The 23,182-nt window shown below is 59.0% G+C and carries 18 protein-coding genes; 7 read left to right on the top strand and 11 right to left on the bottom strand.

The window, feature by feature from the left end; translation table 11 throughout:
* Positions 1 to 373: 373 nt before the first annotated feature.
* The 3 genes from radC to VH599_21970 are packed head-to-tail and all read right to left on the bottom strand — an operon-like array spanning position 374 to position 3,636.
* A complete protein-coding gene (gene radC, locus VH599_21980; GenBank protein HEY7350994.1) occupies positions 374 to 1,090 on the bottom strand; it encodes a DNA repair protein RadC in 717 nt (238 codons plus the stop codon).
* A 53-nt stretch (positions 1,091 to 1,143) separates the two neighbouring features.
* Positions 1,144 to 2,919 (bottom strand): MFS transporter, encoded by a 1,776-nt coding sequence (locus tag VH599_21975; protein HEY7350993.1) that lies wholly within the window; start codon positions 2,917 to 2,919, stop codon positions 1,144 to 1,146.
* A 9-nt stretch (positions 2,920 to 2,928) separates the two neighbouring features.
* The gene (locus VH599_21970; GenBank protein HEY7350992.1) at positions 2,929 to 3,636 is read right to left on the bottom strand and encodes an LppX_LprAFG lipoprotein; all 708 of its coding nucleotides are present in this window, start codon (positions 3,634 to 3,636) and stop codon (positions 2,929 to 2,931) included.
* 342 nt (positions 3,637 to 3,978) lie between these two features.
* On the opposite strand from VH599_21970, the gene VH599_21965 reads away from it, so the two are divergent.
* The 4 genes from VH599_21965 (at position 3,979) to VH599_21950 (ending at position 10,146) form a co-directional block, all read left to right on the top strand.
* The gene (locus VH599_21965; GenBank protein ID HEY7350991.1) at positions 3,979 to 5,427 is read left to right on the top strand and encodes an MFS transporter; all 1,449 of its coding nucleotides are present in this window, start codon (positions 3,979 to 3,981) and stop codon (positions 5,425 to 5,427) included.
* A gap of 395 nt (positions 5,428 to 5,822) precedes the next feature.
* Positions 5,823 to 7,283: an MFS transporter gene (locus VH599_21960; GenBank protein HEY7350990.1), complete on the top strand. Its 1,461-nt coding sequence runs from the start codon at positions 5,823 to 5,825 to the stop codon at positions 7,281 to 7,283.
* Positions 7,284 to 7,388: 105 nt separating this feature from the next.
* On the top strand, positions 7,389 to 8,369 hold the full coding sequence (locus tag VH599_21955) for a dihydroorotate dehydrogenase (protein HEY7350989.1): 981 nt from the start codon (positions 7,389 to 7,391) through the stop codon (positions 8,367 to 8,369).
* Between the two features lie 358 nt (positions 8,370 to 8,727).
* Complete coding sequence (locus VH599_21950) at positions 8,728 to 10,146, top strand: prolyl oligopeptidase family serine peptidase (GenBank protein ID HEY7350988.1); 1,419 nt, start codon at positions 8,728 to 8,730, stop codon at positions 10,144 to 10,146.
* Positions 10,147 to 10,290: 144 nt separating this feature from the next.
* Here VH599_21950 and VH599_21945 read toward each other — a convergent pair whose 3' ends face one another.
* Entirely contained in the window at positions 10,291 to 12,291 is a 2,001-nt protein-coding gene (locus VH599_21945; protein HEY7350987.1) for a bifunctional homocysteine S-methyltransferase/methylenetetrahydrofolate reductase, read from the bottom strand.
* Positions 12,292 to 12,511: 220 nt separating this feature from the next.
* Positions 12,512 to 13,342, bottom strand: a complete 831-nt coding sequence (locus tag VH599_21940) for a chlorite dismutase family protein (GenBank protein HEY7350986.1) — start codon at positions 13,340 to 13,342, stop codon at positions 12,512 to 12,514.
* Between the two features lie 163 nt (positions 13,343 to 13,505).
* Here VH599_21940 and VH599_21935 point away from each other — a divergent pair, with 163 nt between their 5' ends.
* A complete protein-coding gene (locus VH599_21935) occupies positions 13,506 to 14,846 on the top strand; it encodes a hypothetical protein (protein ID HEY7350985.1) in 1,341 nt (446 codons plus the stop codon).
* Positions 14,847 to 14,880: 34 nt separating this feature from the next.
* Positions 14,881 to 15,087, top strand: coding sequence for a hypothetical protein (locus tag VH599_21930; GenBank protein HEY7350984.1), 207 nt, complete (start codon positions 14,881 to 14,883; stop codon positions 15,085 to 15,087).
* A 131-nt stretch (positions 15,088 to 15,218) separates the two neighbouring features.
* Here the strand turns inward: VH599_21930 and VH599_21925 are convergent, their stop codons facing one another.
* From VH599_21925 to pgsA, 6 genes are all read right to left on the bottom strand, one after another.
* Complete coding sequence (locus VH599_21925) at positions 15,219 to 15,926, bottom strand: ABC transporter ATP-binding protein (protein ID HEY7350983.1); 708 nt, start codon at positions 15,924 to 15,926, stop codon at positions 15,219 to 15,221.
* Positions 15,919 to 17,241, bottom strand: coding sequence for an ABC transporter ATP-binding protein (locus VH599_21920; protein HEY7350982.1), 1,323 nt, complete (start codon positions 17,239 to 17,241; stop codon positions 15,919 to 15,921). The genes VH599_21925 and VH599_21920 overlap by 8 nt, the downstream gene beginning before the upstream one ends.
* Positions 17,238 to 18,605 carry a branched-chain amino acid ABC transporter permease gene (locus VH599_21915; protein HEY7350981.1) on the bottom strand — a complete coding sequence of 456 codons (1,368 nt, stop codon included), beginning with the start codon at positions 18,603 to 18,605 and terminating at the stop codon, positions 17,238 to 17,240. The genes VH599_21920 and VH599_21915 overlap by 4 nt, the downstream gene beginning before the upstream one ends.
* Positions 18,606 to 18,636: 31 nt before the next feature.
* Positions 18,637 to 19,614 (bottom strand): branched-chain amino acid ABC transporter permease, encoded by a 978-nt coding sequence (locus VH599_21910; GenBank protein HEY7350980.1) that lies wholly within the window; start codon positions 19,612 to 19,614, stop codon positions 18,637 to 18,639.
* A gap of 206 nt (positions 19,615 to 19,820) precedes the next feature.
* On the bottom strand, positions 19,821 to 21,098 hold the full coding sequence (locus VH599_21905) for a branched-chain amino acid ABC transporter substrate-binding protein (GenBank protein ID HEY7350979.1): 1,278 nt from the start codon (positions 21,096 to 21,098) through the stop codon (positions 19,821 to 19,823).
* A 438-nt stretch (positions 21,099 to 21,536) separates the two neighbouring features.
* A complete protein-coding gene (gene pgsA / locus VH599_21900) occupies positions 21,537 to 22,157 on the bottom strand; it encodes a CDP-diacylglycerol--glycerol-3-phosphate 3-phosphatidyltransferase (protein HEY7350978.1) in 621 nt (206 codons plus the stop codon).
* Positions 22,158 to 22,445: 288 nt separating this feature from the next.
* Between pgsA and VH599_21895 the strand changes: the two genes are divergently transcribed.
* Complete coding sequence (locus tag VH599_21895) at positions 22,446 to 23,171, top strand: RluA family pseudouridine synthase (protein HEY7350977.1); 726 nt, start codon at positions 22,446 to 22,448, stop codon at positions 23,169 to 23,171.
* The last annotated feature ends 11 nt before the right edge of the window (positions 23,172 to 23,182 follow it).

Raw genomic sequence — 23,182 nt, 5'->3', positions numbered from 1 at the left:
CCCTCCCCGCGCTTCGGGGGCTGCCCATCCTAAGAGAAAGCTGCTGCTTGCCAGCTAATGGGGCTTTTCTGCTTCGCCCGCCGCACACCTGCCTCGCAATCGAACCATATCTCCTTTGCCGCGCGGCCCGGTAAAAGCACGCGAAAATAGCTTTTCCAAAACGGAGCCGCGATACCAGGATGTCCGTCGGTGCTGTCATATTGCCAACGCCAGGGCGCACGTTCTTTTTCAGAATGTTAGACAGGTGTGTGGGAACAAACAAACGCTACGAAGAACACCCCATGAATGGATGAGAGGGGCATAGGACAGCTCTGGTGTACCTATCCACACACCATTGCGGCCTAGCGTATCATAGCGCAAATACGCTGTCAAGTCAGGAAAATCCAAGCTTGCGCTCTTTCATACTGACAAAGCGTTGATGGCCGATCACCAGATGATCGAGCACCTCAATATCAAGATGCTTGCCTGCCTGAACTAGCTGCTCAGTGGTGCGCACATCTTCAGCGGATGGGGTCGGATCGCCGCTGGGATGGTTATGCACGATAATGACCGAGGGTGAGTTACGCGACACCGCCGCCCGAAAGACCTCCGCTGTGCGCACCACCGACATATTCACGCTGCCTTGATAGACCCGCTCGATATGGATAACATGATTCTTCGTATCGAGTAAGATGACACGCAGATGCTCTTGCTGCAAAAAAGCCATATCCAGCATCACCAGTTTGGCGGCATCGCCTGGAGAGCGCACTTGCGCGCGTTCCTCTGGTTGGAGGGCCGCCAGCCGACGACCAAGTTCCAGGGCCGCCTTGATCTGCGACGCTTTGGCCGCCCCCAACCCATACTCACGACAGAGTTCCCCAAAATCAACGCGCATCAGCCCTGCCAGGCCGCCATACTTCTGGAGCAGCTTGGTGGCGAGTTCAATTACATTATCTTTGGTCGTTCCGGTACGCAAAATAATCGCCAATAATTCAGCCGTCTGAAGGGCCTCCGGGCCGTAATATTGCAGGCGTTCGCGTGGGCGATCATCCACCGCCATTTCACGAACGGTTGCATGGTATTCAACCCTCTCCGACTTGGTAAGCAGCATACGACGCCTCCCTACAAAAACAGCTACAACAACTCCAAAAGCGCCAGGAACCGTCAGTCATGGTTTCCAGGTATGTCCTCGCGCGGGCGCGCATCCAAAAGCAGCGCAGCCTCACCACGCTGCTCAGCATCACGCTCCGTCGCGGCAAGCTCCCCGCGAGGCGCAGCGGCAGCCAGACGCTCCTGATCCGCCTCCCGCCAGAGCAGCGCAGCCGGGAGCAGCGCCACCAGGCAGAGGATCGCGGCAGCCGTAAATATTTCTGAATAGAGCTCACGGAGCAAATCGCTGAACGCCCCGGGCTGATTCAACTGCTGGAGGGTATAGCCCGCGCTCAACTGCCGAAACCGCGCCAGGCCATAGGAGGTGAGCGCCGCCAGGCCCAGAATCATGCCAATCATCCGCGCCGAGGTCACAACCGCCGAGGCCATGCCGCCGCGCGCTGCGCCCGCCGCGTTCAGCGTGGAGGTACCCAATGGGGCAACCACCAGCCCAAAGCCCACCCCCATCACCAAGGTATCGCCTATTAACTGCGGCCAGCCCAGGTTGACCGGCCAGAAGCGCATCAAGAAGAATCCGACCGCGATCAGGAGGAGCGCCAGCGCCCCTGTCAGATGACACCCGATACGGTGGCAGAGCCAGCCGCCAACCACCGCGCTCAGCGGAATCCAAACCGTCATGCAGAGCAGCGAGAGTCCCGTCTGGAGGATCGTGCCATTCACCACCGTCAGATAAAAGATGGGAATATCAACCAGCGCCACAATCAAGACCGCGCCAACCAGCAGGCTGCTTATAATGGATGCGCTGAAGGCGCGCTGCCTGAAAAGCCGCACCTCGATCATTGCCGAGCGCGAAAAAATCTCGCGCGCCACAAACAACACCAGCAGGAGCAGCGCCGACCCAACCAGCAGGGGATTATTTTCGGCGGTGGCTGTCAGCGAAAAACCCGTTTGCCCCGCGTTCTGCGAAAGCCCCAGGCTCAAACAGGCCAGCGACGCCCCCAGCAAAAGCGCCCCCAGCCAATCCACACGCGCACGAGCATGCCCGCCTCTGGGTACCAGAAACCAGCCAGCCACCATCAAGATGAAAACCAGCGGCACGTTCAGCAGAAAAATCCAGGCCCACCCATTGAAGAGTTGAATGATGCCAGCGCCATACAGCGGCCCCAACGCGCCGCCCGCCTCTGTGACCGCGCCGATGATGCCCAGCATCAGGCCGCGCCGCCGGATACCAAAATAATCACCGGCCAGGGCCATCGCCACTGGCACCACCGCGCCGCCACCAATCGCCTGAATGAAGCGCGCGGGGACCAGCCAGACCAGCCCCGATTGCACACACTGCGAGCTGGCATTATCGGCGGCGCAGGAGTTCAGCCCCAGCGGCTTGAGCCAGAGCGCAAACTGATCTTGCGCATTGGCAAACTTGTGCTGAAACGAGAGCGACACCCCAAAACTTTCGAGGATCGCTGGATTTGCCAGAGCGCAGGCCAGCGAGGCCAGACCAAAGATGGCAAGACACAACATAAAGATGCGCCGCCGCCCGTACATATCCGACACTCGCCCCATCAGCGGCATCACAATCACATAGCCCAGCAGATAGCCGCTAATAATCCAGGCCGCCTGGTCAAGATGTTCTGAAGGGATTTGCAGGTCTTTCATGATCGGCTGGAGCGCGGTGACAACCACCGTCTGATCGAGGGCCGTCACAAAGACCGCCATGCAGGCAATAACCAGCGCCAGCGTGGCCGCCGAACGCCCTACTCTCCCGCCCGGAGTGCCTGCGGGTTGCGCTGGCTCGCCGTCCTTCTGGCCTGGCTCTGTTCTCTCACCCATGATTGCCCCTTACTGTTGCGGAGGCGGCTCAATAGTGATGCTCTCGTTAAACTTCGAGAGGGTAAATGTGCGCGTCGTCTGAGCCGTATCGCCCTCAGCGGCCACGCCCTTGATGATAATCTCGTAAGGCTGACGCAGGCCCTTGCCGTCCAGATTTTTCGCAATGCACACCGTCGTATCAATGGGGGTCGTCCCGTCGGGATCGCCGCCAACAACCGCGGCCAGCGCGCCAGAGGGTACCGTTCCCTGCACCAACCAGCAATCCCCTCCTCCAGATACGGTATCATCGCCGATATTCTTTGGGTTCTGCATCGCGCCCAGCACCGCGCTGATCCCGACATCAGGGTCCAGCACTTTGCCCAGGTCTATGCCATATTCATCTGCCGAGACCCAATCTGGACTGAGAGGTGTCAGCACCCACTCCTGATCGCCAATACCGATAAACTGCACAGCAATGTCCGGCCCGCCCATGGATACCGTCGCCGTCCCTTTAATCTGATCGGGCTTCTTGACATCGCCATCAGCCGCGTCAATGCTCAACGCCCCCACGCTGGGGGTTCCCGGATGATCGACCCGCATCTTAAAATGAAAGGCGGTATCGCTATTGATCGCCTTCTGGGCAGCCTGAATCAACGCGCCTGGGCTGGGAGGGCTTACGTCTTCACCGCCGCACGCCGCGAGGACCAGCGCGCCCACCAGGGCAAGCGACAGCGCCAACAGTACTCTTCGCCAGTGCGCAGCCCTCCGAGCAAATAGGGACGAAAAACGAACCATGCTTACCTGACCTTCCCAAAAAGCTAGCTGATGTGAGCGACGTTCGCGCGCCCGCCCCCTCTTGCCCAACCACACACGCTGAAGGCTCTGCTCACCCCATGAAGCATTGCAGGGTTTGATTGGGTCCATTATGAGCAAAAAGAACTGTGCCGTCAATAGCCAGCCAGGCGTGTAGGCGCAATTGCCGCTCAACAGAACCTATGCTATCATGGGCGTATCATCAGCGCCGGGCCAGGCGATCCCGCCATGCGAGCAGGGGAGCAGGCCGACGTAAAAGGAGCGAGTATGAGCGATATGCCGCTGCCAGCCGAAAGCGAGGACGGCAAACAGCAGGACTCCCGGGCGCAAAAAAGCGCGCGGTACGCATCCTATGTCTTCTGGGTCATGTTCGCCATCAACTTCTTCAATTATCTGGATCGCTACATCCTTCCGGGGGCCTTGAGTTCCATCTCTGCTGACCTTCACCTCAGCTTTGGTGGGGCCGGGCTATTGACCTCAGCATTCCTCACCGTCTATGCCATCTGCGCGCTGCCCCTGGGCTATTGGGCTGACCGGGGCATTCGCAAGAATGTCATCTCGCTTGGGGTTGGCCTCTGGAGCATCGCCACATTCATCTCTGGCTTTGCCGTCAATATCCCTACCCTCTTCATAGGACGCGCCGCCGTAGGCGTAGGCGAAGCGGGCTATTATCCGGCGGGAACTTCCCTGCTCAGTGACTATTTTCCCAGTAAGAGACGCGCACAAATCTTGAGCCGCTGGACGGCTGGCTCTCTGATTGGCCTGGCCCTGGGATTCGCTATCGGCGGTGAGATCGCCGACATCGGCACTATCGGGGGCATCAGCGCCTGGCGCTTTGCCTTCTTCGTGGCCGGCATCCCTGGCCTGTTCTTCACCTACCTGGCGTACCGGCTGCGCGAGCCTCGGCGCGGCCAGGCCGATGGCTGGGTAGCGGGCGAACCGCACGAACAGCAGGCGCAGACAGCGAGCAGCCACGCGGTCCCCCTGGGCCGCGCCTTCAAGGAACTGCTCAGCATCCGCACGATTGTTATCACCATCACTGTCCAGATTCTGGCCTTCTGGGTGCTTGGCTCAGCCGCCAACTGGCTCCCCATTTACTTACAGCTTCGCTTTGGTATCTCAGAAGGCAATGCTGGCCTGCTCTCTGGCGCGGTGCTGGTCATCGCTGGCATTCTTGGCGCACTGCTGGGTGGATGGCTGGCTGATCTCTGCAACCGCCGCTGGATCAGCGGACGCCTCATCGTCGGCGCACTGGGATTTTTTGTCAGCGCGCCGCTCATAGCTCTGGCGCTCATCAGCCCAAGTCTGGGTGTCTTTCTGCCCTTCTTTTTCCTGACCGGCATGCTTCTCAACGTCTATAATGGCCCGCTCAGCGCCCTCTCTCAGGACGTGGTGCGGCCAGAGCTGCGGGCGATGTCGGTTGCCATCTCCCTGCTTATCGCGCACCTGCTTGGTGATGCAACATCATCCTTCCAGATTGGTTTGCTGATCAACAAATTGAGCGGCCACCCTGTCCTCGATCTCTTGAATCAGAGTGGTGGCAACTTGAGTACACAAGACCCGGGCGGTATCTATACCGCTACCGCCATGCTGATAACCATGCCCGTTCTGCTGGCCCTGGCGGGATTGATTGGCCTGCTGGGCATCAACTTCGTGCGCAAAGACTTGAAAATCGTCGAGAGCAAACGCCAGGAGCGTGTTCAGGTGACTGCATAGCAAGATGCTCCATCAGCCTCGTAGCGAAAGCGCCGCCCTGAGCGTTCTATACTATAGCGGCCTGGGTGGGCGCTTTCGTTATGCAGACCAGCCGCCAATCCGAAAAAATCCAGTGGAGTACAACATAGACAAGCCTGGAAAGGGCATGTATCCTGAGAGAAGAAGCCGCAAACAGAGCAGTTGGCAGTAATCTTGCGCAAGCGATCCTTTAAGCACAAAAGAAGAACAGCTTCTCGCCATAGAAAAGACATACAGACATTACCAGTTCGTAACGTTTGCGTCACCATTCTGTGACACTTGTTCGTTATCATTCTCTTGAAGGTTCTGCCTTCTAAGACAGCGAAGACCTCACACACGCTTCGCAAGGATAGTACGACTGGCAAGGGGAACTGGAAATGGCACGCTCTAGGGATGAGGATAGGGAGGTGATGGAGATGCTTGAACCTACCATTAGCGACGATCCAGCATACGGCGCCCGGGCAGAAGGAACAGCGCAGGCCGAAAGCGAGACCAGTGCTGCAAGCGCCTGGGCCTACGCGCGGAGCTATGGCCGCTATATCTTCTGGCTGATGTTCTGCATCAACCTGATGAATTACGTGGACCGCTGGGTCTTCAGCCTCTTGCTCCCCTTGATCCAGACAGACCAGTCCTTCTGCCGTCGCGGCGTTCACGCCACCTTCTGCATCAATGACTTCCAGACGGGGCTGCTCAGCAGTTCATTCCTGCTCATTTACGCGGTGGGCGCGCTGCCCCTGGGACTCCTCGCAGATCGCATCAAGCGTAAAGATGTCATTGCCGCTGGTGTCGCTCTCTGGAGTGCCGCCACGCTCCTCACTGCTTTCGTCCACAGTTTTTTTGGTTTGCTCGCCACGCGAGCCTGGCTGGGCATCGGCGAAGCCAGTTACACCCCGGCAGGCACCTCGCTGCTCAGTTCATACTTCCCTGGCAAACGCCGCGCCCAAATCCTCAGCCGCTGGGCAGCCGGGGCGCTGGTTGGCTTCGCGGTGGGCATTCTCGTCGGCGGCCTCGTCGCCCAAATAACACATAGCTGGCGGCTGGCCTTTTTCTTCATCGGCCCACCTGGACTCTTCCTGGCCTTCCTGATGTGGAAAACGCGCGAACCACCCCGGCAGGCAGAAGACGAGGGACTTGGCGAGAGCGGGCCACACGGCTACCACCCTGGCGGCGGTTTACGCTCCATCCTGGCGCAGATCAGAAGCCTTCTGCGCATCCGCACGCTGGTGATATGCGTCATCATTCAGGCGCTGGGACTCTTTGTCATCACACCTGCGGCCATCTTCTTCTCGCCACTCCTCAGGCGTGATTATCACCTCCCGCTGATGGGCATCGGTGGCGCAGCTCTGCTGCTGGCCCTGGCAAGCATCGGTGGCGCGCTGGGCGGCGGCTACCTGGCCGACTGGCTCACCAAACGCTATGTTGGGGGCCGCCTGATGGCTGGCGGGATTAGCTTCCTGTTAGCAGCGCCCATTTTCACGCTCGCTCTGATCAGCCCCAGCATCTGGGTTTTCCTGCCCTTCTTCGTCCTCAGCGGCGCCTTGCTCAATGCTTATGTCGGCCCGCTCAATGCCGCCTTACAAGACGCTGTGCCGCCAGCGATACGCTCCTCAGCAGTTGCCCTGGCGTTTATGCTGGCTCATCTGCTTGGTGATCTTGCTGCCCCCTCCATCGTGGGTGGCATCTCGTACTGGCTCGACCCTCATAGCCAATCCAAATTGGCCGAGGCTATGCTCATCACTGGCCCTGCCGCCCTGCTGATCGCCGGAATCATCGGCATCTGGGGCAGTCGCTTCGTCGCCCAGGACGTGCGACGAGCCAGCGGCAGGCTCACCCTCTAAATCATGCAGAGAGCAGCGTGCAGAGCAAAGACCACCCTCATGCGGTAGAATGAGGACAGCGCCAGGATTACCGCCCCTCTTCGTCTTTCGCCAGGGAGCAGCAGCATGAGTGAGCCAGACCTGACAACCGAATTAGCGCCAGGACATCCGCTGGGCCTGCGCCTGCGGAATCCCGTCATGACCGCCTCTGGAACCTTCGGCTACGGCACAGAATACGCCAGCGTTACCGACATACAGCGCCTGGGGGCCATCATCAGCAAAGGAACCACCCTCCAGCCGCGCGCGGGCAATCCGGCGCTGCGCGTCGTGGAAACCGCCGCCGGCATGCTCAACGCCATTGGCCTGCAAAATCCTGGCATTGACGAACTGATTCGCCAGCGCGCGCCCATCTGGGCAGGGTGGACCGTTCCGGTCATCGTCAACATTGCCGGGGAGACGCTTCAGGAATTTGTCACGCTCGCCTCCAAACTGGAGGGCGTCCCTGGAGTCGCAGGCATCGAACTCAATATCTCTTGCCCCAACTTGCGCGCTGGCGCCAGCGTTTATGGCAGCGACGCGGAAATTGTCGCTGAAACCACGGCAGCGGTGCGCCAGGCCAGCAGCCTGCCGCTCATCGTCAAGCTTTCCCCCAACGTTTCCGATCTGCGTCCCATCGCCAGAGCCGCCGCCGAGGCGGGGGCCAACGCCATCTCTCTTATCAACACCATCACCGGCATGAAAATAGATATTCACACTCGCCAACCTCTGCTGGCAAATGTCACCGGCGGGTTGTCCGGCCCGGCCATCAAGCCGATTGCCCTGCGCATGGTCTACGAGGTCGCGCAAGAGTTGCGCGCGGGCGTGAACGGGCGTCCCGTTCCGATCATCGGCATTGGCGGCATCTCCAATCTCGAAGACGCCCTAGAGTTTCTCATGGCCGGGGCCAGCGCCATCCAACTTGGCTCCATCAACTTTATCAACCCCCGCGCCGGTCTGGAGATCACCGACAGCCTTCAAGGCTTCCTGCGCCGCCAGGGCATGAGCAGCCTTCAACCCCTCATTGGCGCGGCTCTGCCCACCGCGAGCGCCACAGAGCAGCCGGTGTAACACCCTCACGTAATCCCATCCATGAAGGCATGCGCAGCCATACCCAAAAGTCATGCTCCTTTGCATCAAAGGACGTGTGCCTGGTAGACTCTTGATGCAAGATGTGGGCTTCGCTGGTTCACACGCTGCGAGCGAGCAGTGTGAACGCCCCCATCAGCCCACCATCTTGAGAAAGGCAGGTGGTCGCAGCCGTTGGAGCGCCCCACCCTGACTTTATCCCTCTCGCTTCATTCTTCATTCCGCAACCAGACCGGGAGCGGCCTCCAACGCTAGAGGAAGAAAGTAACTGCGTCCGATGCCAGGCGCAGCCATTCGTAGCACTGCTTACTCTATTGTCTAAAGAAATGAGGCTTGCTCAATGAAGTTGCGCTATCTCCTGGTGCTGGCGCTGCTTGTGCTTGTTGGTGGTGTGATGACGACCAGCAGGGTCGCCTACGCTGCCCCTGCCACATCAAGCTGCGCTGGTGACGTTGGCCCTGCTGCCCTCATTGGAACAATAGGCGGAGCCAACTATAAGATTGAGGTTCCGGCAAACTGGAATGGAACCCTTGTCCTCTATAGTCATGGGTATGTCTTCCCTGGCCCAACGAATCCGGCGGCATCTGATGTCGGCGATGCCCTGACCGGCGGCGCACTGCTCAGCCAGGGCTACGCGCTGGCTGGCTCCTCCTATAGCAAGCAGGGCTGGGCGCTTGAGCAGGCATTCACTGACCAGATCGCCTTGCTCGATTTCTTCGATCAGACCTGCGGCCATCCCACCCGAACCATTGCCTGGGGGCACTCGCTGGGCGGCATCATCACTGCCGGATTGGTCCAACTCTTCCCTGATCGCTTCGACGCCGCGCTGCCTATGTGCGGTGTCCTTGCCGGAGGCATTGGCACCTGGAATCAGGCGCTCGATGGCGCCTTTGCCTTCAATGTCCTGCTGGCGGGAAACGCGCTGCCCATCGTCCACTTTAATCCGGCGCAGATCAGCGCAAACTTCTCTCAGGCTGAAGGGATTCTGGCGACGGCGCAGCAGACGCCTCAAGGTCGGGCGCGCATCGCCTTGCTCTCGGCTTTCGGCGATACTCCCGGCTGGTTTAACTCTGCCTCGCCTGAGCCAGCGGCCAATGACTTCGCTACGCAGGAAGCGAACCAATTCCTCTGGGCAAGCCAGGTTGATTTCGCTTTCGTCTTCTTTGCTCGCGCCGAGTTGGAGGCCCGCGCTGGTGGCAACCCATCGTGGAACACCGGGGTCAACTACCGCGTGCAGTTTGCCAAGTCAGCCAACAAGCACGAAGTTGAGGCGCTGTACAATCAGGCTGGACTCAGCCTGAACCACGACCTCGATGCCCTCAATCATGCCCCACGCATTGCGGCTGACCCCCAGGCCGTCAACTACCTGAACCACTTCATTACCTTCAACGGCGACCTGGATATGCCTGTGCTGACCCTGCACACCACTGGTGACGGCCTGGTCGTCAACCAGGATGAGCAGGCATACAAGCGCGTCGTGGACAAAGCGGGCGATGCTAACCTGCTGCGCCAGGTGTTCGTGCATCGCGCAGGCCACTGCACTTTCACCCCGGCGGAAACCCTCGCCGCGTTCCAGACACTCATCAACCGCCTGAATACCGGCAGGTGGGATGACTCCACCGATCCGAACCTGCTCAACCAGGAAGCAGCGGCGCTGGGTCAGCCCTTCAACATCGCGCCTCCAGCGTTCATCCGCTTCCATCCAACTCTTTTCCTGCGCCCTTTTGATAATCCGCACCATCACGGCTTTCACCACTAGCAAGGCGTGGCGCTGACCACCGCTGGTGGTCAGCGCCGCATCAAACCAAATCCGATTGAACACCGCCTGTACCGCCTGCATAGAGGTTGGCGGTACGGGCGGCTATCTGAGCAGTGGCAGGGTTAATAAGGGCGATGCTCCCAGCTATTCCAGCAGCGAACGCGCCACAGAACTGACCACATCATAGCGCCCGAACGAAGGCGTCAGATAGCAGCCCTGGATATAGCCGCGCGCCTTCGCTTCCAGCAAGAGCTGGCGCGCCAGTTCCATGCCCACCTCGCGCCCACGCTCCCCCGCTTCGCGCATCTGCTCGCGTACAGCATCGGAGATCGTGATACCCGCCACCTCGTTATGCAGACGTTCCGCGTGCCGGAAGCTATGCAGCGGAATCATCCCCAGAATCATGGGGACTGGCGGTTTCCCCTTGCGCTCAAAAAAACGCTCCAGCACCGTGATGTCATAGATGGGTTGGGTCATAATATAATCGGCCCCCGCCGCCAGCTTACGATCATAGCGTTCCAGTTCCAACTCAATCTCGCTGATCTGCGGCTCCTCTTCTGCTTCACCATCCCCTTTCAGCTTGCGCCGCGAGCGTTCGCGGTCCAGGTCAATGATCTCCTCGTTCATATTCAGGTTCAGCCCGGCGCCCACGTAAAATGACGCTTCGCCGCCAATCGAGGCCCCTGCCGCGTCTTGGCCCTTGTTCATCCCCTTGAGAATGCGAATCAGCCCTACCGAATCCACGTTCCAGATGCCCGTCAGATTGGGATAATCCCCCGCGTGTATGGGATCGCCCGTCAGCGCCAGGATATTGCGAATCCCCAGCGCGTGCGCCCCCAGCAAGTCTGATTGCAGCCCCATCAAATTGCGGTCACGAGTGGTGAAGTGAATAATCACCTCCAGGTCCAGGTGATCGCGGATCAACCGCGCCATCGCCAGGCAACTCATCCGCACACGCGCCATCGGGCTATCGGCAATGTTGATAAGCTCAACGCCCACCTCTTTGACCTGTCGCGCCCCCTCCAGAATCTTCGCCGGGTTCAAGCCCTTGGGAGGGTCGAGTTCCACCATCACCACAAACTCACCCACCTCCAGCTTTTGTTGCAGGCGCGTGGGCATCCCAGCTTTGACCGCGACCCCTTCTTCTTCCAGCAGCGCCCCGTTCGCAGGCGCGCGCGCCGCCACAGCAAGCGCCGCAGACGCCATGCTCACTGCTGTCTGCGCCTTTGCTTTGTCGTCCAGCGCCTGGCGCATCGCCAGCGTATGGCGCGGCGTCGTGCCGCAGCAGCCTCCGATCAGGCGCACTCCCGCCGCTGCAAAACGCTGGGCGTAATCGGCAAAATATTCCGGTGTGGAAACATACAAAAAACGCTGCTCAATGCGGCTGGGCAGTCCGGCGTTCGGCTGCGCCGAAAGCGTCACCTGGGGCAACCGGCGCACCGCCACCGCCATCTCTTCGATCACATCCAGCGTGCCGGAAGGGCCAACGCTGCAATTCGCGCCAATGACATCTGCGCCAAGCTCCGCCAACGCCAGCGCGACTCTGGCAGGCGATTGCCCGCCCAGCGTGCGCCCATCTTCTCCAAAACTCATCTGCGCCACCACCGGCAGATCGCAGCTTTCTTTCACTGCCAGCACCGCCTGGCGCAGTTCAGCCAGATCAGAGAAGGTCTCCAGAATAATGAGATCAACGCCACCTTCCAGCAGCCCCTCCACCTGCTCACGAAAGATCGCCCGCAGTTCCAGCACCCGCTGTTCATCCCGTTCGACCGTCAGGGGCGCTTGCAGCGGGCGGCCTGATGGCCCAACAGCCCCGGCCAGGAAAACGCTCTCGCCGGTAATCTCGCGCACTTCCCGCGCCAGCCTGGCTGCGCCGATATTGATCTGGCGCACTTTGTCGGCCAGATCATAATTTGCCAGCTTCGAGCGGTTCGCCCCAAAGGTGTTTGTCTCGATGATTTGCGCGCCTGCGCGAATATACTCCTGGTGAATCGCCCGCACCAGTTCTGGCCGCGAAAGCGTCACTTCATCAAAGCAGCGCGCCCGCGCCGCAGCGCCGGGCAAACGCGAATAGAGCAGCGTCCCCATCGCCCCATCTGCCAGCAGCGGCCCTTGCTGCAAACGCTCCAAAAACGGCTCTTTCATAAAACCTCCAGCAAAATCCGCCTGATTCCACTTCATAGCAATATGCTGGCTTCCAACCAACATATCTTCACATTTGTATCACACAAGATGGCCCTTATTATATCGTAAAAGACCAGGCCCTCTCCCCGTAAGAGAGGGCCTGGAGCATATCAGTTTCAGAAAGACGGCAGCGATTCAGCGCCAAGCAAGAGCGCGCTGTCAGATCGCCAGAACGGAAAGCCTACGAGAATGAGCCAAGCGCCACGCGCGCTGGAACACCCCCCAGCGCCTCCAGCGCGGCGGTAATACCCATCCGCTGGCAGGTAAAGATCGGGGTATCGCGCTCGGTATAGGCGCTCGCCTGCGATTCGCGCAGGTCCATGACCAGTTGCAGGAAATCCTCCGGCACATTCGTCTCGAAAGCCACTACAAACTCCTGATCGTCCAGCCCAAAAGAGTAGGTGGTATTGAGCCGCACCGTAGGGAAACGGTGGCCGATCTCGATATGCTCATCCATCATCGCCTGGCGTACCGCCTTGGACAACTCATACCAGCGGCGCTGCTTCACAAAGGGATAGACAAACAGATATTTTGCTTTCGTTGGCCGCAGTTGCAGCCGCATGCCTTCCTGGCCCGGATGAACATGGCTCTCAATATAGATCGAGCGCTTGGTCATCGCCAGGTACGAATAAGTGACGCTCAGATGCTGTCCAAAGACGGTGGAAAAGAGGCGTGTCGCGGCCTCTTGAAGCATATCTATCTCAGGACTTGCCATCCAGAGCAGAAAGTCACAATCCCCTCGCGTGCCCATTGTGCTGTAGCTCTCGACCATCATCTGCTCGCGGAGATGCTCGACCACCTGGGCAAACTCGCGTTTTTGCTGCTCGCGCTCCTCAGCGGGCAGACGCCGCCACTCCGGCGCAACCTTAAAAAACACGAAGCGCGTAAACTGCCGCTTCCTGGGGGCAGCCGCCGGGGCAGAAGATTCCTGCTCAGCCGCGTGGGGCTGGGCCGCGCCATTGGTGTGCTGCCCGGTATGTTCTACATGCTCATGAGGTGTTTGCTGTTCCATAACCGATCTTGACCTTATCCTTGAAGAATCCAGTACTCAGGAGAGAATCACCTATATCTTAGCATAGTTCACAGAAAAAGCGCCAACTCGCCCGTCAGGATAGCGTTATCTGAGGATGTGACCCTTGATCTGCGCCCAAGCGGCTCTTACAATAAGAGCCATCATGAATGGACGTAGCGCAATATTTAAGGCAACCGCCGCGCGCTGGATAGCGATCCTGGCGCTGGTCGCCATCCTGGTGGCAGCCCTCGGCGCGTGCAGCCCTGGGCATAGTGGCGGCAACCAGATCGCCTTCCTGCGCGGAGATAGCCTCTGGGAAGTTGACCAGGACGGCAGCAACCTGCACCAGATCGCCTCAGATCACCTGATCGGCTTTTCCTGGTCGCCCGATCACCACCAGATCGTCCTGCGCATGTCCAACGGCACGCCCCCCGCCGATCCGCATACTTTCGGCTTCGGCGATCTCAAGAGCGAGCTAGGCGTCACCAGCGTTGATGGCGGCGCCATTCTCCAGATCACCCCGCCGGATAGCGGCCTGTGGCGAAGCGATGCCTGGTGGAATGCCAGCGGCAATCGCCTGCTGTACCGCGAAGAACCATCTGGATCGGATGGGCAGCCCGCCGCGCCTCAATGGAAGCTTTCCCAGGCCGATCAACCCGCAGGCGTCGCGCGCAAAGACCTGCCCGCCAGCGTCGTCCTGCCAGCCATCAACAGCGATGGCGCCCGCGTTGCCAGCATTGATGCCAGCGGGCGCTTATTGGTTGGCGCTCCCGGCAGCCCGGCCAGCGTCGTAGCAACCGGGGCGCTTATCGCGCTGCCCCTCTCCCCTGGCTACCCCGCGCGCCCGCTCTGGCAGCCCGGCAGCGGGGCATTGCTCTATGCCGTCGCCTCGGCTGGTCCCACTCCCAATGTCGCCACCCTCGTCCTCAGAGACAGCAGCGGCGCGGTGCACCCGCTCCTGACCCTCGCCAACCTCCAGCAGTACGCCTGGTCGCCCGATGGACAAGCATTACTGGTGCGCACCGCCAGTGAGTACCGCCTCTACAGCGCCACAGGCGCGCTGCGTTTCATGTGGAACGACACCAGCCCCGCATCGCTGCCCTTCTGGTCGCCAGATAGCCACTGGCTGCTCGTCCTGGACCCTGGCAGCGCCTCGCTGGTCAATATCGCTACCCAACAGCGCCAGACGTTGCTGAACGGAGCCTTCGCCCTGCCCCCAGCCCCCGGCGATACTACCCAGGCCCCGTTTTTGCGGCCAGCCGCCAGCAGCCCCTGGAACAGGGAGAGCAGCGCCTTCCTGCTCACCAGCGACGGACATGGAACCTGGGAATCGCCGCCAGGGAAAACACTCCCCACCGGCAGCGGCAGCGGCGATGGCCTCTATCTGGTCACGCTGGCCGGGCAAAGCAGCGCCCCACAGGTTCCAACGCTCATCAATTGGGGCGAACATCAAAGCGTGGCCTGGACCACGCTCGACCCCAACTGCTCCTTTCTCATGATCTAGGACCACCAGCGTTCAGAAAGAAGGACGTGCGCCAATGGCAGACATCCATCGCAAAAAAGCCAGACCACAACGCGCCAGGCGAGAAGAAGCGCCCGACGCGCCCGATTACGACACGCTGCTCCTGCTAGAGCGCCTGGAGAGCTTGCTGGAGGAGATGGAGGAACTAGAAGTCTCCAGCCGCGCGGAAATCGAGGCGCGTATCGCAGCCCTCCATCAAGCACTGGACACCGAGGAAGGCTGAAATACCATAATGAAATACAATATTACAGAACAAGGCGCTGTGACTACCAGAAAGGCAGCACAGCGCCTGGGCAGGCTGGTACACATCCCGCGTCAATTCTTAGGGATCAGCAGAGAAGAGCGCAGCAGAGATCACCCGCCACCCAGATACGCCTGGCGCACCAGATCATTCGTCAGCAGATTCTGCGCGGTGTCGCCCAACACGATCTTGCCGTTCTGCAAGACATAGCCGCGATCCGCCACATTCAGCGCCATATTCGCGTTCTGTTCCACCACGAAAATGGTCACGCCCTGCTTGCGGATCTCCGTAATCGTATCGAAGACTCGCTCTACCAGAATAGGCGAAAGGCCCATAGAAGGCTCGTCCATGCACAGCAGCCGGGGCCGCGCCATCAACGCTCGCCCCATCGCCAGCATCTGTTGCTCGCCACCAGAAAGCGTGCCCCCCGCCTGCTTCAGACGCTCCTTCAGGCGTGGGAAGAGCGTATAGACCCGCTCCATATCCTCCGCGATTTGCTGGCGATCCGAATGGAGATAAGCACCCATCTCCAGGTTCTCAGCGACGGTCATACGCGCGAAGATATGGCGCCCTTCAGGCACCATTGCCAGCCCGGAGGCCACAATCTTTGAGGTAGGAGCGCGCTCTATCTTCTGGCCCTCAAAAATGACCGATCCCCTCACCGGGCGCACAATTCCAAAAATCGTTTTCATCGTCGTCGTCTTACCCGCCGCATTGGCTCCCAGCAGACAGACGATCTCGTTTTGATCCACCTGAATAGACACATTCTGAAGGATATGGCTGGGGCCATAGAAGGTGTCAACCCCCCGAAGTTCAAGCATCATGGGCCGCCGCCTTCCTTCCAAGATAGGCTTCAATCACGCGCTCATTGCGGCGGACATCGCCTGGCAACCCTTCCGCAATTTTGCGCCCGTAATCCAGCACCGAAATCCAATCAGAGATACCCATCGTGACGGTGAGCTTATGTTCGATCAAGAGAACGGTAATGCCGCGTTCATCGCGTAGACGGCGAACATAACGGACAGCATCCTCCGTTTCGCGCTCGTTCATGCCAGCGGTTGGTTCATCCAGCAGCAGCAACACCGGGTCAGAAGCCAGGGCGCGGGCAATCTCCACCCGGCGCTTATCCGCGTAGGACAGGCTGGAAACCGGATCATCTTTGCGCTGCACCAGATGCTCGCCAAAGAACCGCAGCAGTTCGATGGCCTTCTCGCGCGCCCGCTCTTCCTCCGAGGTCATCGTTGGCAAGCGCGTAACCGAAGAGAAAATACCGGAGCGCAGGCGGGCATGCTGGCCGACCAGAACGTTCTCCAGAATGGACATATTGTTGAAGAGGCGGATATTCTGGAAGGTGCGCGCCACCCCCTGGTGCAAGATCTGATCGGGTGACAACCCGATCAACTCGCGCCCGCGCAGCAAAATCTTCCCCTGGTATGGGCGGAAGTAGTTCTCCGCGCGAATCAACAGCGGTTCAACGAAAGGGCTGGCGTAGCGCGCCCATAGCCCATAAACGGCGGCTGCTACTACCAGGAAGACCGCGACGGCAGCCACCAGCGTCAGTTGGGCAGAGATAATCAGAAAAAAGAGCAGTCCTAAACCAACCGCTTCCACGATGCCCACGATCAACCCCTGGAGATTGCCACCCAGCCGTCTGCGGGCGAGGAGCATATAGGCGGCAATGCCAAGGGCCAGCAGCACACCCACAATAACTGCCAGCAGCACGGCATAGTCTGGCATAGCCGCATTGACCAGCGTAAACACCAGATCGCTCAGCAGATAGCCCAACAGCGTCCCCAACGCCACGCCGACGAGATGACGAACCGTAATCCCCAGGAAGGTTTGGATCAGCAGCATCGCCAGATAGCCCCAGGCTTCTCGCAGAAAGCCAACCGAGATACGATCTGGGCGATAGATGCCCGTAATCACATTAAAAACGGTGGTCTTTCCCGCGCCATTGGGGCCAATGATGCTGTAAATCTGCCCGCGATAGATCTTGAGATCAAGGTCGCCAACTGCTGCCAGACCGCCAAAGCTTTTATTCATACCTTGCACATCGAGCAGCACTTCATCCGTTCGCGTGCCAGGCTCAGGCGCCCCAGGCGAGGGCATCGGAGATTGTTCCACCTGAATACTCATGAGACGCCTCCTGCCTTCCCCTGGCCTGGAGGAGCGGTTCCCTCTGGGCCTGCGGGGGAGTCCATCGCTTCAACCAGCGCCTCGGCTTCTATCTCTTCCAGTTCCTGGAAGGATTCAATCGTCGCCTCGCTCTCTGGCGCGCCAGCAGGCACGACAATTTCTCTGCCCGTCTCGCTATCTACCAGGGCAACCGTTTCACCCTTCAGTTCTCGTTTGCGCAGCGTGCTGGGGATCAACCCCTGCGGGCGTAAGATGACCATCAGCAGCAAAATGACACCAAAGATCAAGAATTCCGAGTTATTAATCTGCTCGGCCAGATTAGGCACTTTGGCCTCGAGGAAGTGGAGCGCGCTGGTGGGTACCTGAATGGCGACGGGAACGATGACGAGGAGGCGACTGACGATGCTCAGCAGCAGCGCGCCCGTAATCACCCCAGGGATGCTGCCCATTCCACCCAGCACGATCATCACCAACACGGTAATCGAGACAGAGAAGCCAAACTGCTCAGGGGACACGATATGATTTTGCGCCCCATAGAGGACACCGGCAAACCCCGAAACCGAAGCGCCAATGGCAAAAGCCGTCAGCTTTGTTCTGACGAGATTGACGCCTGAGCAGGCAGCCGCCGTTTCGTCTTCGCGGATCGCCACCCAGGCACGCCCAATCCGCGAGCTGCGCAGCAGCACCACGCCAATGGTTGCCAGAACCACCAGCCCAAACACCAGATAATAGAAATTGGTGACATCCGCGTGGAGGACGCTGCTCAGTTCAAAAGTGTAGGTTCCAAAGGGGAAGGCCAGGGGAGTTGGGCTGCGCACGTTCAGGCCATTAACGCCGTGCAAATTGACAACCCCTAAGAGCGGAAAGGTCACTGTGGATGAGTTCCTAAACACAATAGGAACGATCTCGCCAAACCCCAGGGTCACGATTGCCAGATAGTCACCGCGCAGGCGCAAAGTCGGCGCGCCAAGCAACACGCCGAACATCGCGGCAATCACCGGAGAGGCCAGGAGCAAGGGCCAGACGGGAACATGAAAATCGCTAAAGTTTGCCGCCCCGTAGGCATAGGCTCCAATGGCAAAGAACGCGGCATAGCCCAGGTCCAGCAATCCGGCGAACCCCACCACGACATTCAAGCCTAACGCCATCAAGATATAGATGCCAGCGGAGGTGAGAACGCCCAGCCACTGATCGCCATCAACCGTCGGAAAAATTGCGCTGGATGCCTGGGCAAGCACATCGGAAAAGAACTGCGGCATAAATAAGAAGAGCAGAAAAGCGATCAGCCCCAGACCCCAGCCACCAAAAATGCCCCGACGCCACTCAAAGGGCCGAATACTGCGTCTCTTCAACGGTATCTGCATTGTGTGTTCCCTTTCCTTCCGGCTTCAGCCGCTACACCTTCTGAATTTCCGGCTTGCCTAGCAACCCCGAAGGGCGGAAGACCAACACCAGCACCAGCACCGCAAAGACGGTGGCATCTGCCCACCTCAAACCATTCTCTATATATGCGGTGACAAATGCCTCGACCAATCCGATAAAGAGACCACCCAGCATGGCGCCATAGATATTGCCAATGCCACCCAGCACCGCCGCGGTGAAGGCTTTCAAGCCAGCCTCGAAGCCGGTGAAGAAAAAGGCTACCTGTAACCGCATCGCATAGACCACACTGGCCGCTCCGGCCAGCGCACCCCCAATAAGGAAGGTGATAATGATGACCTGATTGATGTTGACCCCCATGAGCGATGCGGCCTCCTTATCCTGAGACACCGAACGCATCGCGCGGCCCATCTTGGTCCGGCTGATAAAGGTTGCCAGCGCGTACATCAGGATCACCGCCAGCGCCATGATAAAAACATCGAGGTTCTTGAAGTTCACCCCAAAAATGGTCCAGGTGACATTGGGGAAAAGATTGGGAACATTGACCGCCGATGGGCCAACGGCGAACAGGCCAAGGTTTTCGAGAATGAAGGAAGCGCCAATAGCTGAAATCAGCGGCGCAACGCTCGCTGCTTTTCGCAGGGGGCGGTAGGCGATGCGTTCCACCGTGAAGGCAATCACTGCGCAAGCGGCCATGGAGAGCGCCATCAATAACAAGACAATTCCGATCAACTCGAAAGGATTGGTGATCGGTTGGTTCAGCTTCAATACCCTTGTGAGCATAAAGTACGTGACCAGGGTACCCCACATGAAGACATCGCCATGCGCAAAATTGATCAACTGGATAATGCCATAGACCAGCGTATAGCCAATGGCAATCAAGGCATAAATGGCTCCTGTGGTGACACCTTGCTCGATCACCTGCAAGATTGGAAGCGTACCTTCAGCAAGAATCATCAGCGATGACAGCGCGCAAGCCCTCGCTTTTGGCAAGGGATACGCCACTGCTCCTTTCTACACATCCCCCAGGGGGCAAGGATAGGGCGGAGCAGATGCCTTCACCTGTTTTCCTGCTAAGGGCATCCCTCTGCGCCAGGGAACAGTTGCAGCTCATGTGATACAAGGTGAGAGAGCTGGCTCTCCTTGAGTGTTGCCAGCTCTCCCACCAAGGATCAGGTGTCGATCAGGTCAGCGTATGACTAGCTGCCCAAAACCACGTTCTTCACGAACGCCCACTTCCCACCATCCACCTTATAGAGGGACCAGACGCCGCCGCTGGAGTTGTCACCATGCGCGTCAAAGCTGATGTGACCAGTCACCCCATCATACTGGGTAGCCTGCACAGCATCTATCATCGCCGCGCGGTTAAGATCTTTCCCACCGGAGATGATGCCCTCGATAGCCTTGATGAGAATCTTCGCCGCATCGTAGGAGTTGGCGCTGTAGGCCCCCAGGTTCTCGTTCGGGAACGCCGCTTTGTAGTCAGTCCTAAACTTGGCTGCATCAGCATTCGTGAGGCTGCCCGTATCTGGCGCACCTACCGTACCGTAGGTGTTATTGGCCGCCTGCGCACCCGCCTGATCAAGGAAGCCATCATCAGCGCCAATGCCATCTCCGCCAACCAGCGGCTTATTGTACCCGGCTGCGACCAACTGCGCCTTGAGCGTGCCGCCGCCACCAGAAGTCACGCCACCGTAGTAGACCACATCAGGATTCTTAGCCACGATCTTCGCTGCCAGCCCCGGAATCTGCGCCGCCCCATTGGCCGGGATGCCATCACGCCCCAGGATCGAGGCGTCGCCATTTTTCTTCTTGAACTCATCGGAGAAGTAGTTGGCGATACCAACGCCATAGACTTCCTGGTCGTCCACAATGTAAACCGTCTTGGCGCCCAGATCAGTAACCGCGATATCAGCATCCAGGGTTCCTTGCGCGATGTCATTGCCAGGGATGCGGAAATAGCTCTCTGGCTTGCCTGCCGGATGGAGGGTAGCCCAGTCAAAGCCGTTGGGCTTTGCAGCGTCTTCAATCGTCAGGCCAGGATTCGTGTTGGCCGGGCTAATCATCACCAGGCCAGCGTTCTCAGAAACGGGGATCTCAGCTCCTGCCACGTTGCTGTTAAACGGTCCGACGAAGCCAAGGATGCACTTATTCGCCACCATGTCGGTAACGTTCTTCGCGCCCGTGTCAGGATCGTGCTTACCCAGCGCCGCTGAAACGTCGTTATACGCGATGTGGCTCAAGGTGTAGCCGCCGCCTACGTCGGTATTCTGCTGCACAGCGAGCTTGACTGCGTTCTCGGCTGGCTTCCCCTCAGAGCCATCGGTGCCAGTCGTCGGCAGATCGCTGGCAATGCTGATCTGTCCATTGCACAGCTTGGTTCCCGTACCAGTAGTACCACCTCCGCACGCTGCCAAAGCAGCAGAAAGCGCTGCAATACCAAGCGCGTAGGTAATGGTCCGATACCATTTTCGCATGAACCTGTTGCCCTCCTCAAAGAAAATGTACTAAAGACTCCACCCTGCTCAAGACCAATACAGGCAGGCATCAATCCAGGCAAGCGCAGTCCATACCTGGATGGTTGTGCCAGCCCGAACCAACGCCGATTCCTGGCAGGAAAAATTGCCAGAGAACCCGCATATCTATATTACGTCTCAGGCATTCATAAACTCACGCGAGATTCTCGCGGCGCTGCTTCACCCAACCAGGCCATATCTGGAACACCATACCCCAATGATGAGGTCAATTGAAGGCAAGGCAGATTCTTTGCGGCATCATGGGCAAGCTGATCAGGAGAAACAGCCAACTTCATCCTTGTTGGCGAGGATTATACGGGCAAGCTATACGGCTGTCAAGCCCCCAACTCCCAATATTTTCTAAGAATATTGGTGGTCTCACACAAAAACACCTGGACCTTAGCCCTGGGGGACACGACGTTTCAACAGGGACCACCCACCGACCACATATTCCACCGCAGAAAAGATGGTCCAGATCAGCGCAAGCAGCATAATGACATCTGAGGCAATCAACACAGCGCCAGCCACATTGCCAACCGAAAACACCACGCCAGCCGATGAAGCCGCGCCCCAGGGGAAAGACGCTTGCGCTTCCAACGCCTTCGCCAGCAATAAACCGGCCAGTCCGAGCATCGTAATGGCCGTCTTCTGCTTGCCCCAGCGTCCGGCGGGAATCACAACCCCCTCGGAAGCCGACAGCGAACGCAGGCCAGCAACAATGAACTCGCGGCTGATGATGATCACCACCAGCCAGGCAGGAAGCACCCCCACCTGGACCAGCGCCACCAGCAGCGCGCTGACGTAGACCTTATCAGCCGTCAGATCCAGAAAAACGCCCAGGTGCGACACCAGCTTATATCTGCGGGCAAGACGGCCATCCAGCAAATCAGAGATCGCGCCCAGCACAAACAACGCCAGAGCCGCCAGATAAGCCCAGGGAGTATCAAGCAGCACCAGAACCACCAGCGGCACAGTGCTGAGTAAACGCCCTATACTGAGGAGATTGGGTACTTCGCGCACAAGGCTGCTCCTCAAGTGAAGTAGAATAAACAGGCGCTTTGCCATCCGGCGCAGCGCCTCGTCAGCCCGAGCGGTCAGACACCACACAAGAGCCGGGAGACACCGGGCAGGCGCGCCTCTTCTATCCCTCTAAGTGTAGAAGATTGCCACCCCTTTTTGCAAGCGATAGCAATCAAGCGTAAGAAACCTTGAATTAGCCTCTGGTTTGTACTAGACTACACAATGCAGGCGCATCCTTCGCCACATATCTGCGCGCCCATCCAGCGCCACCCAGAGGGAAGATCATCCGTGTCCAGCGAAATCCAGATAGCAGCGCCCCGCGTTCCTATCCTCCCTATCCTCTATGAAGACAGAGACCTGCTCGTCGCCGACAAACCGGCGGGCCTGGTGGTTCATCCCGCCTACAAGCATCCCGATGGAACCCTCTTTGATGCCGTCAGCCTTTATATGCAGATGCGCGGCGAAGCCAAACCCTGTCTGCTCCATCGCCTGGACAAAGACACCTCTGGCGCGGTTCTGCTGGCAAAAACCGAGGCTGCCCGGCGACATCTGGTGCGCCAGTTTGAGCAGCGCGCCATTCGCAAAACCTATCTCGCCCTGGTCTGTGGCGCGCTTTATCCGGCTTGCGGCGAGATTGACGCGCCCCTACGCCGTGATCCTGCTGACCGCAGACGCATGCAGATCGACTCGCAAGGCGCGCCAGCCCGCACCGGCTACCAGACCCTCAAAACGCTGGGGCCGGGCTTTGCATTGATCGAACTCCAGCCCATCACCGGGCGCATGCACCAGCTTCGCATCCATCTGGCGGCGCAGGGCGCGCCCATTGTGGGTGACACCCTCTACGCCGGTTCAGACCCCTGGAGGCCGCTCGCGCCGCCGCGCCAATGTCTCCACGCGCACATACTCACCTTCCAGCATCCCACCACCGGCAGCCGCCTGAGCGTGGTATCGCCTTTGCCCCAGGACATACAAACCATTCTGACGACCTTGACTTCACCAGAACGTTGTTTTTAGATAGAAAGGAT

This window comes from Ktedonobacterales bacterium, from assembly GCA_036557285.1.
Lineage (GTDB): Bacteria > Chloroflexota > Ktedonobacteria > Ktedonobacterales > DATBGS01 > DATBHW01.
The sequence above is the reverse complement of the archived record's forward strand: the minus strand, read 5'-3'. Positions and strand labels throughout refer to the sequence as shown.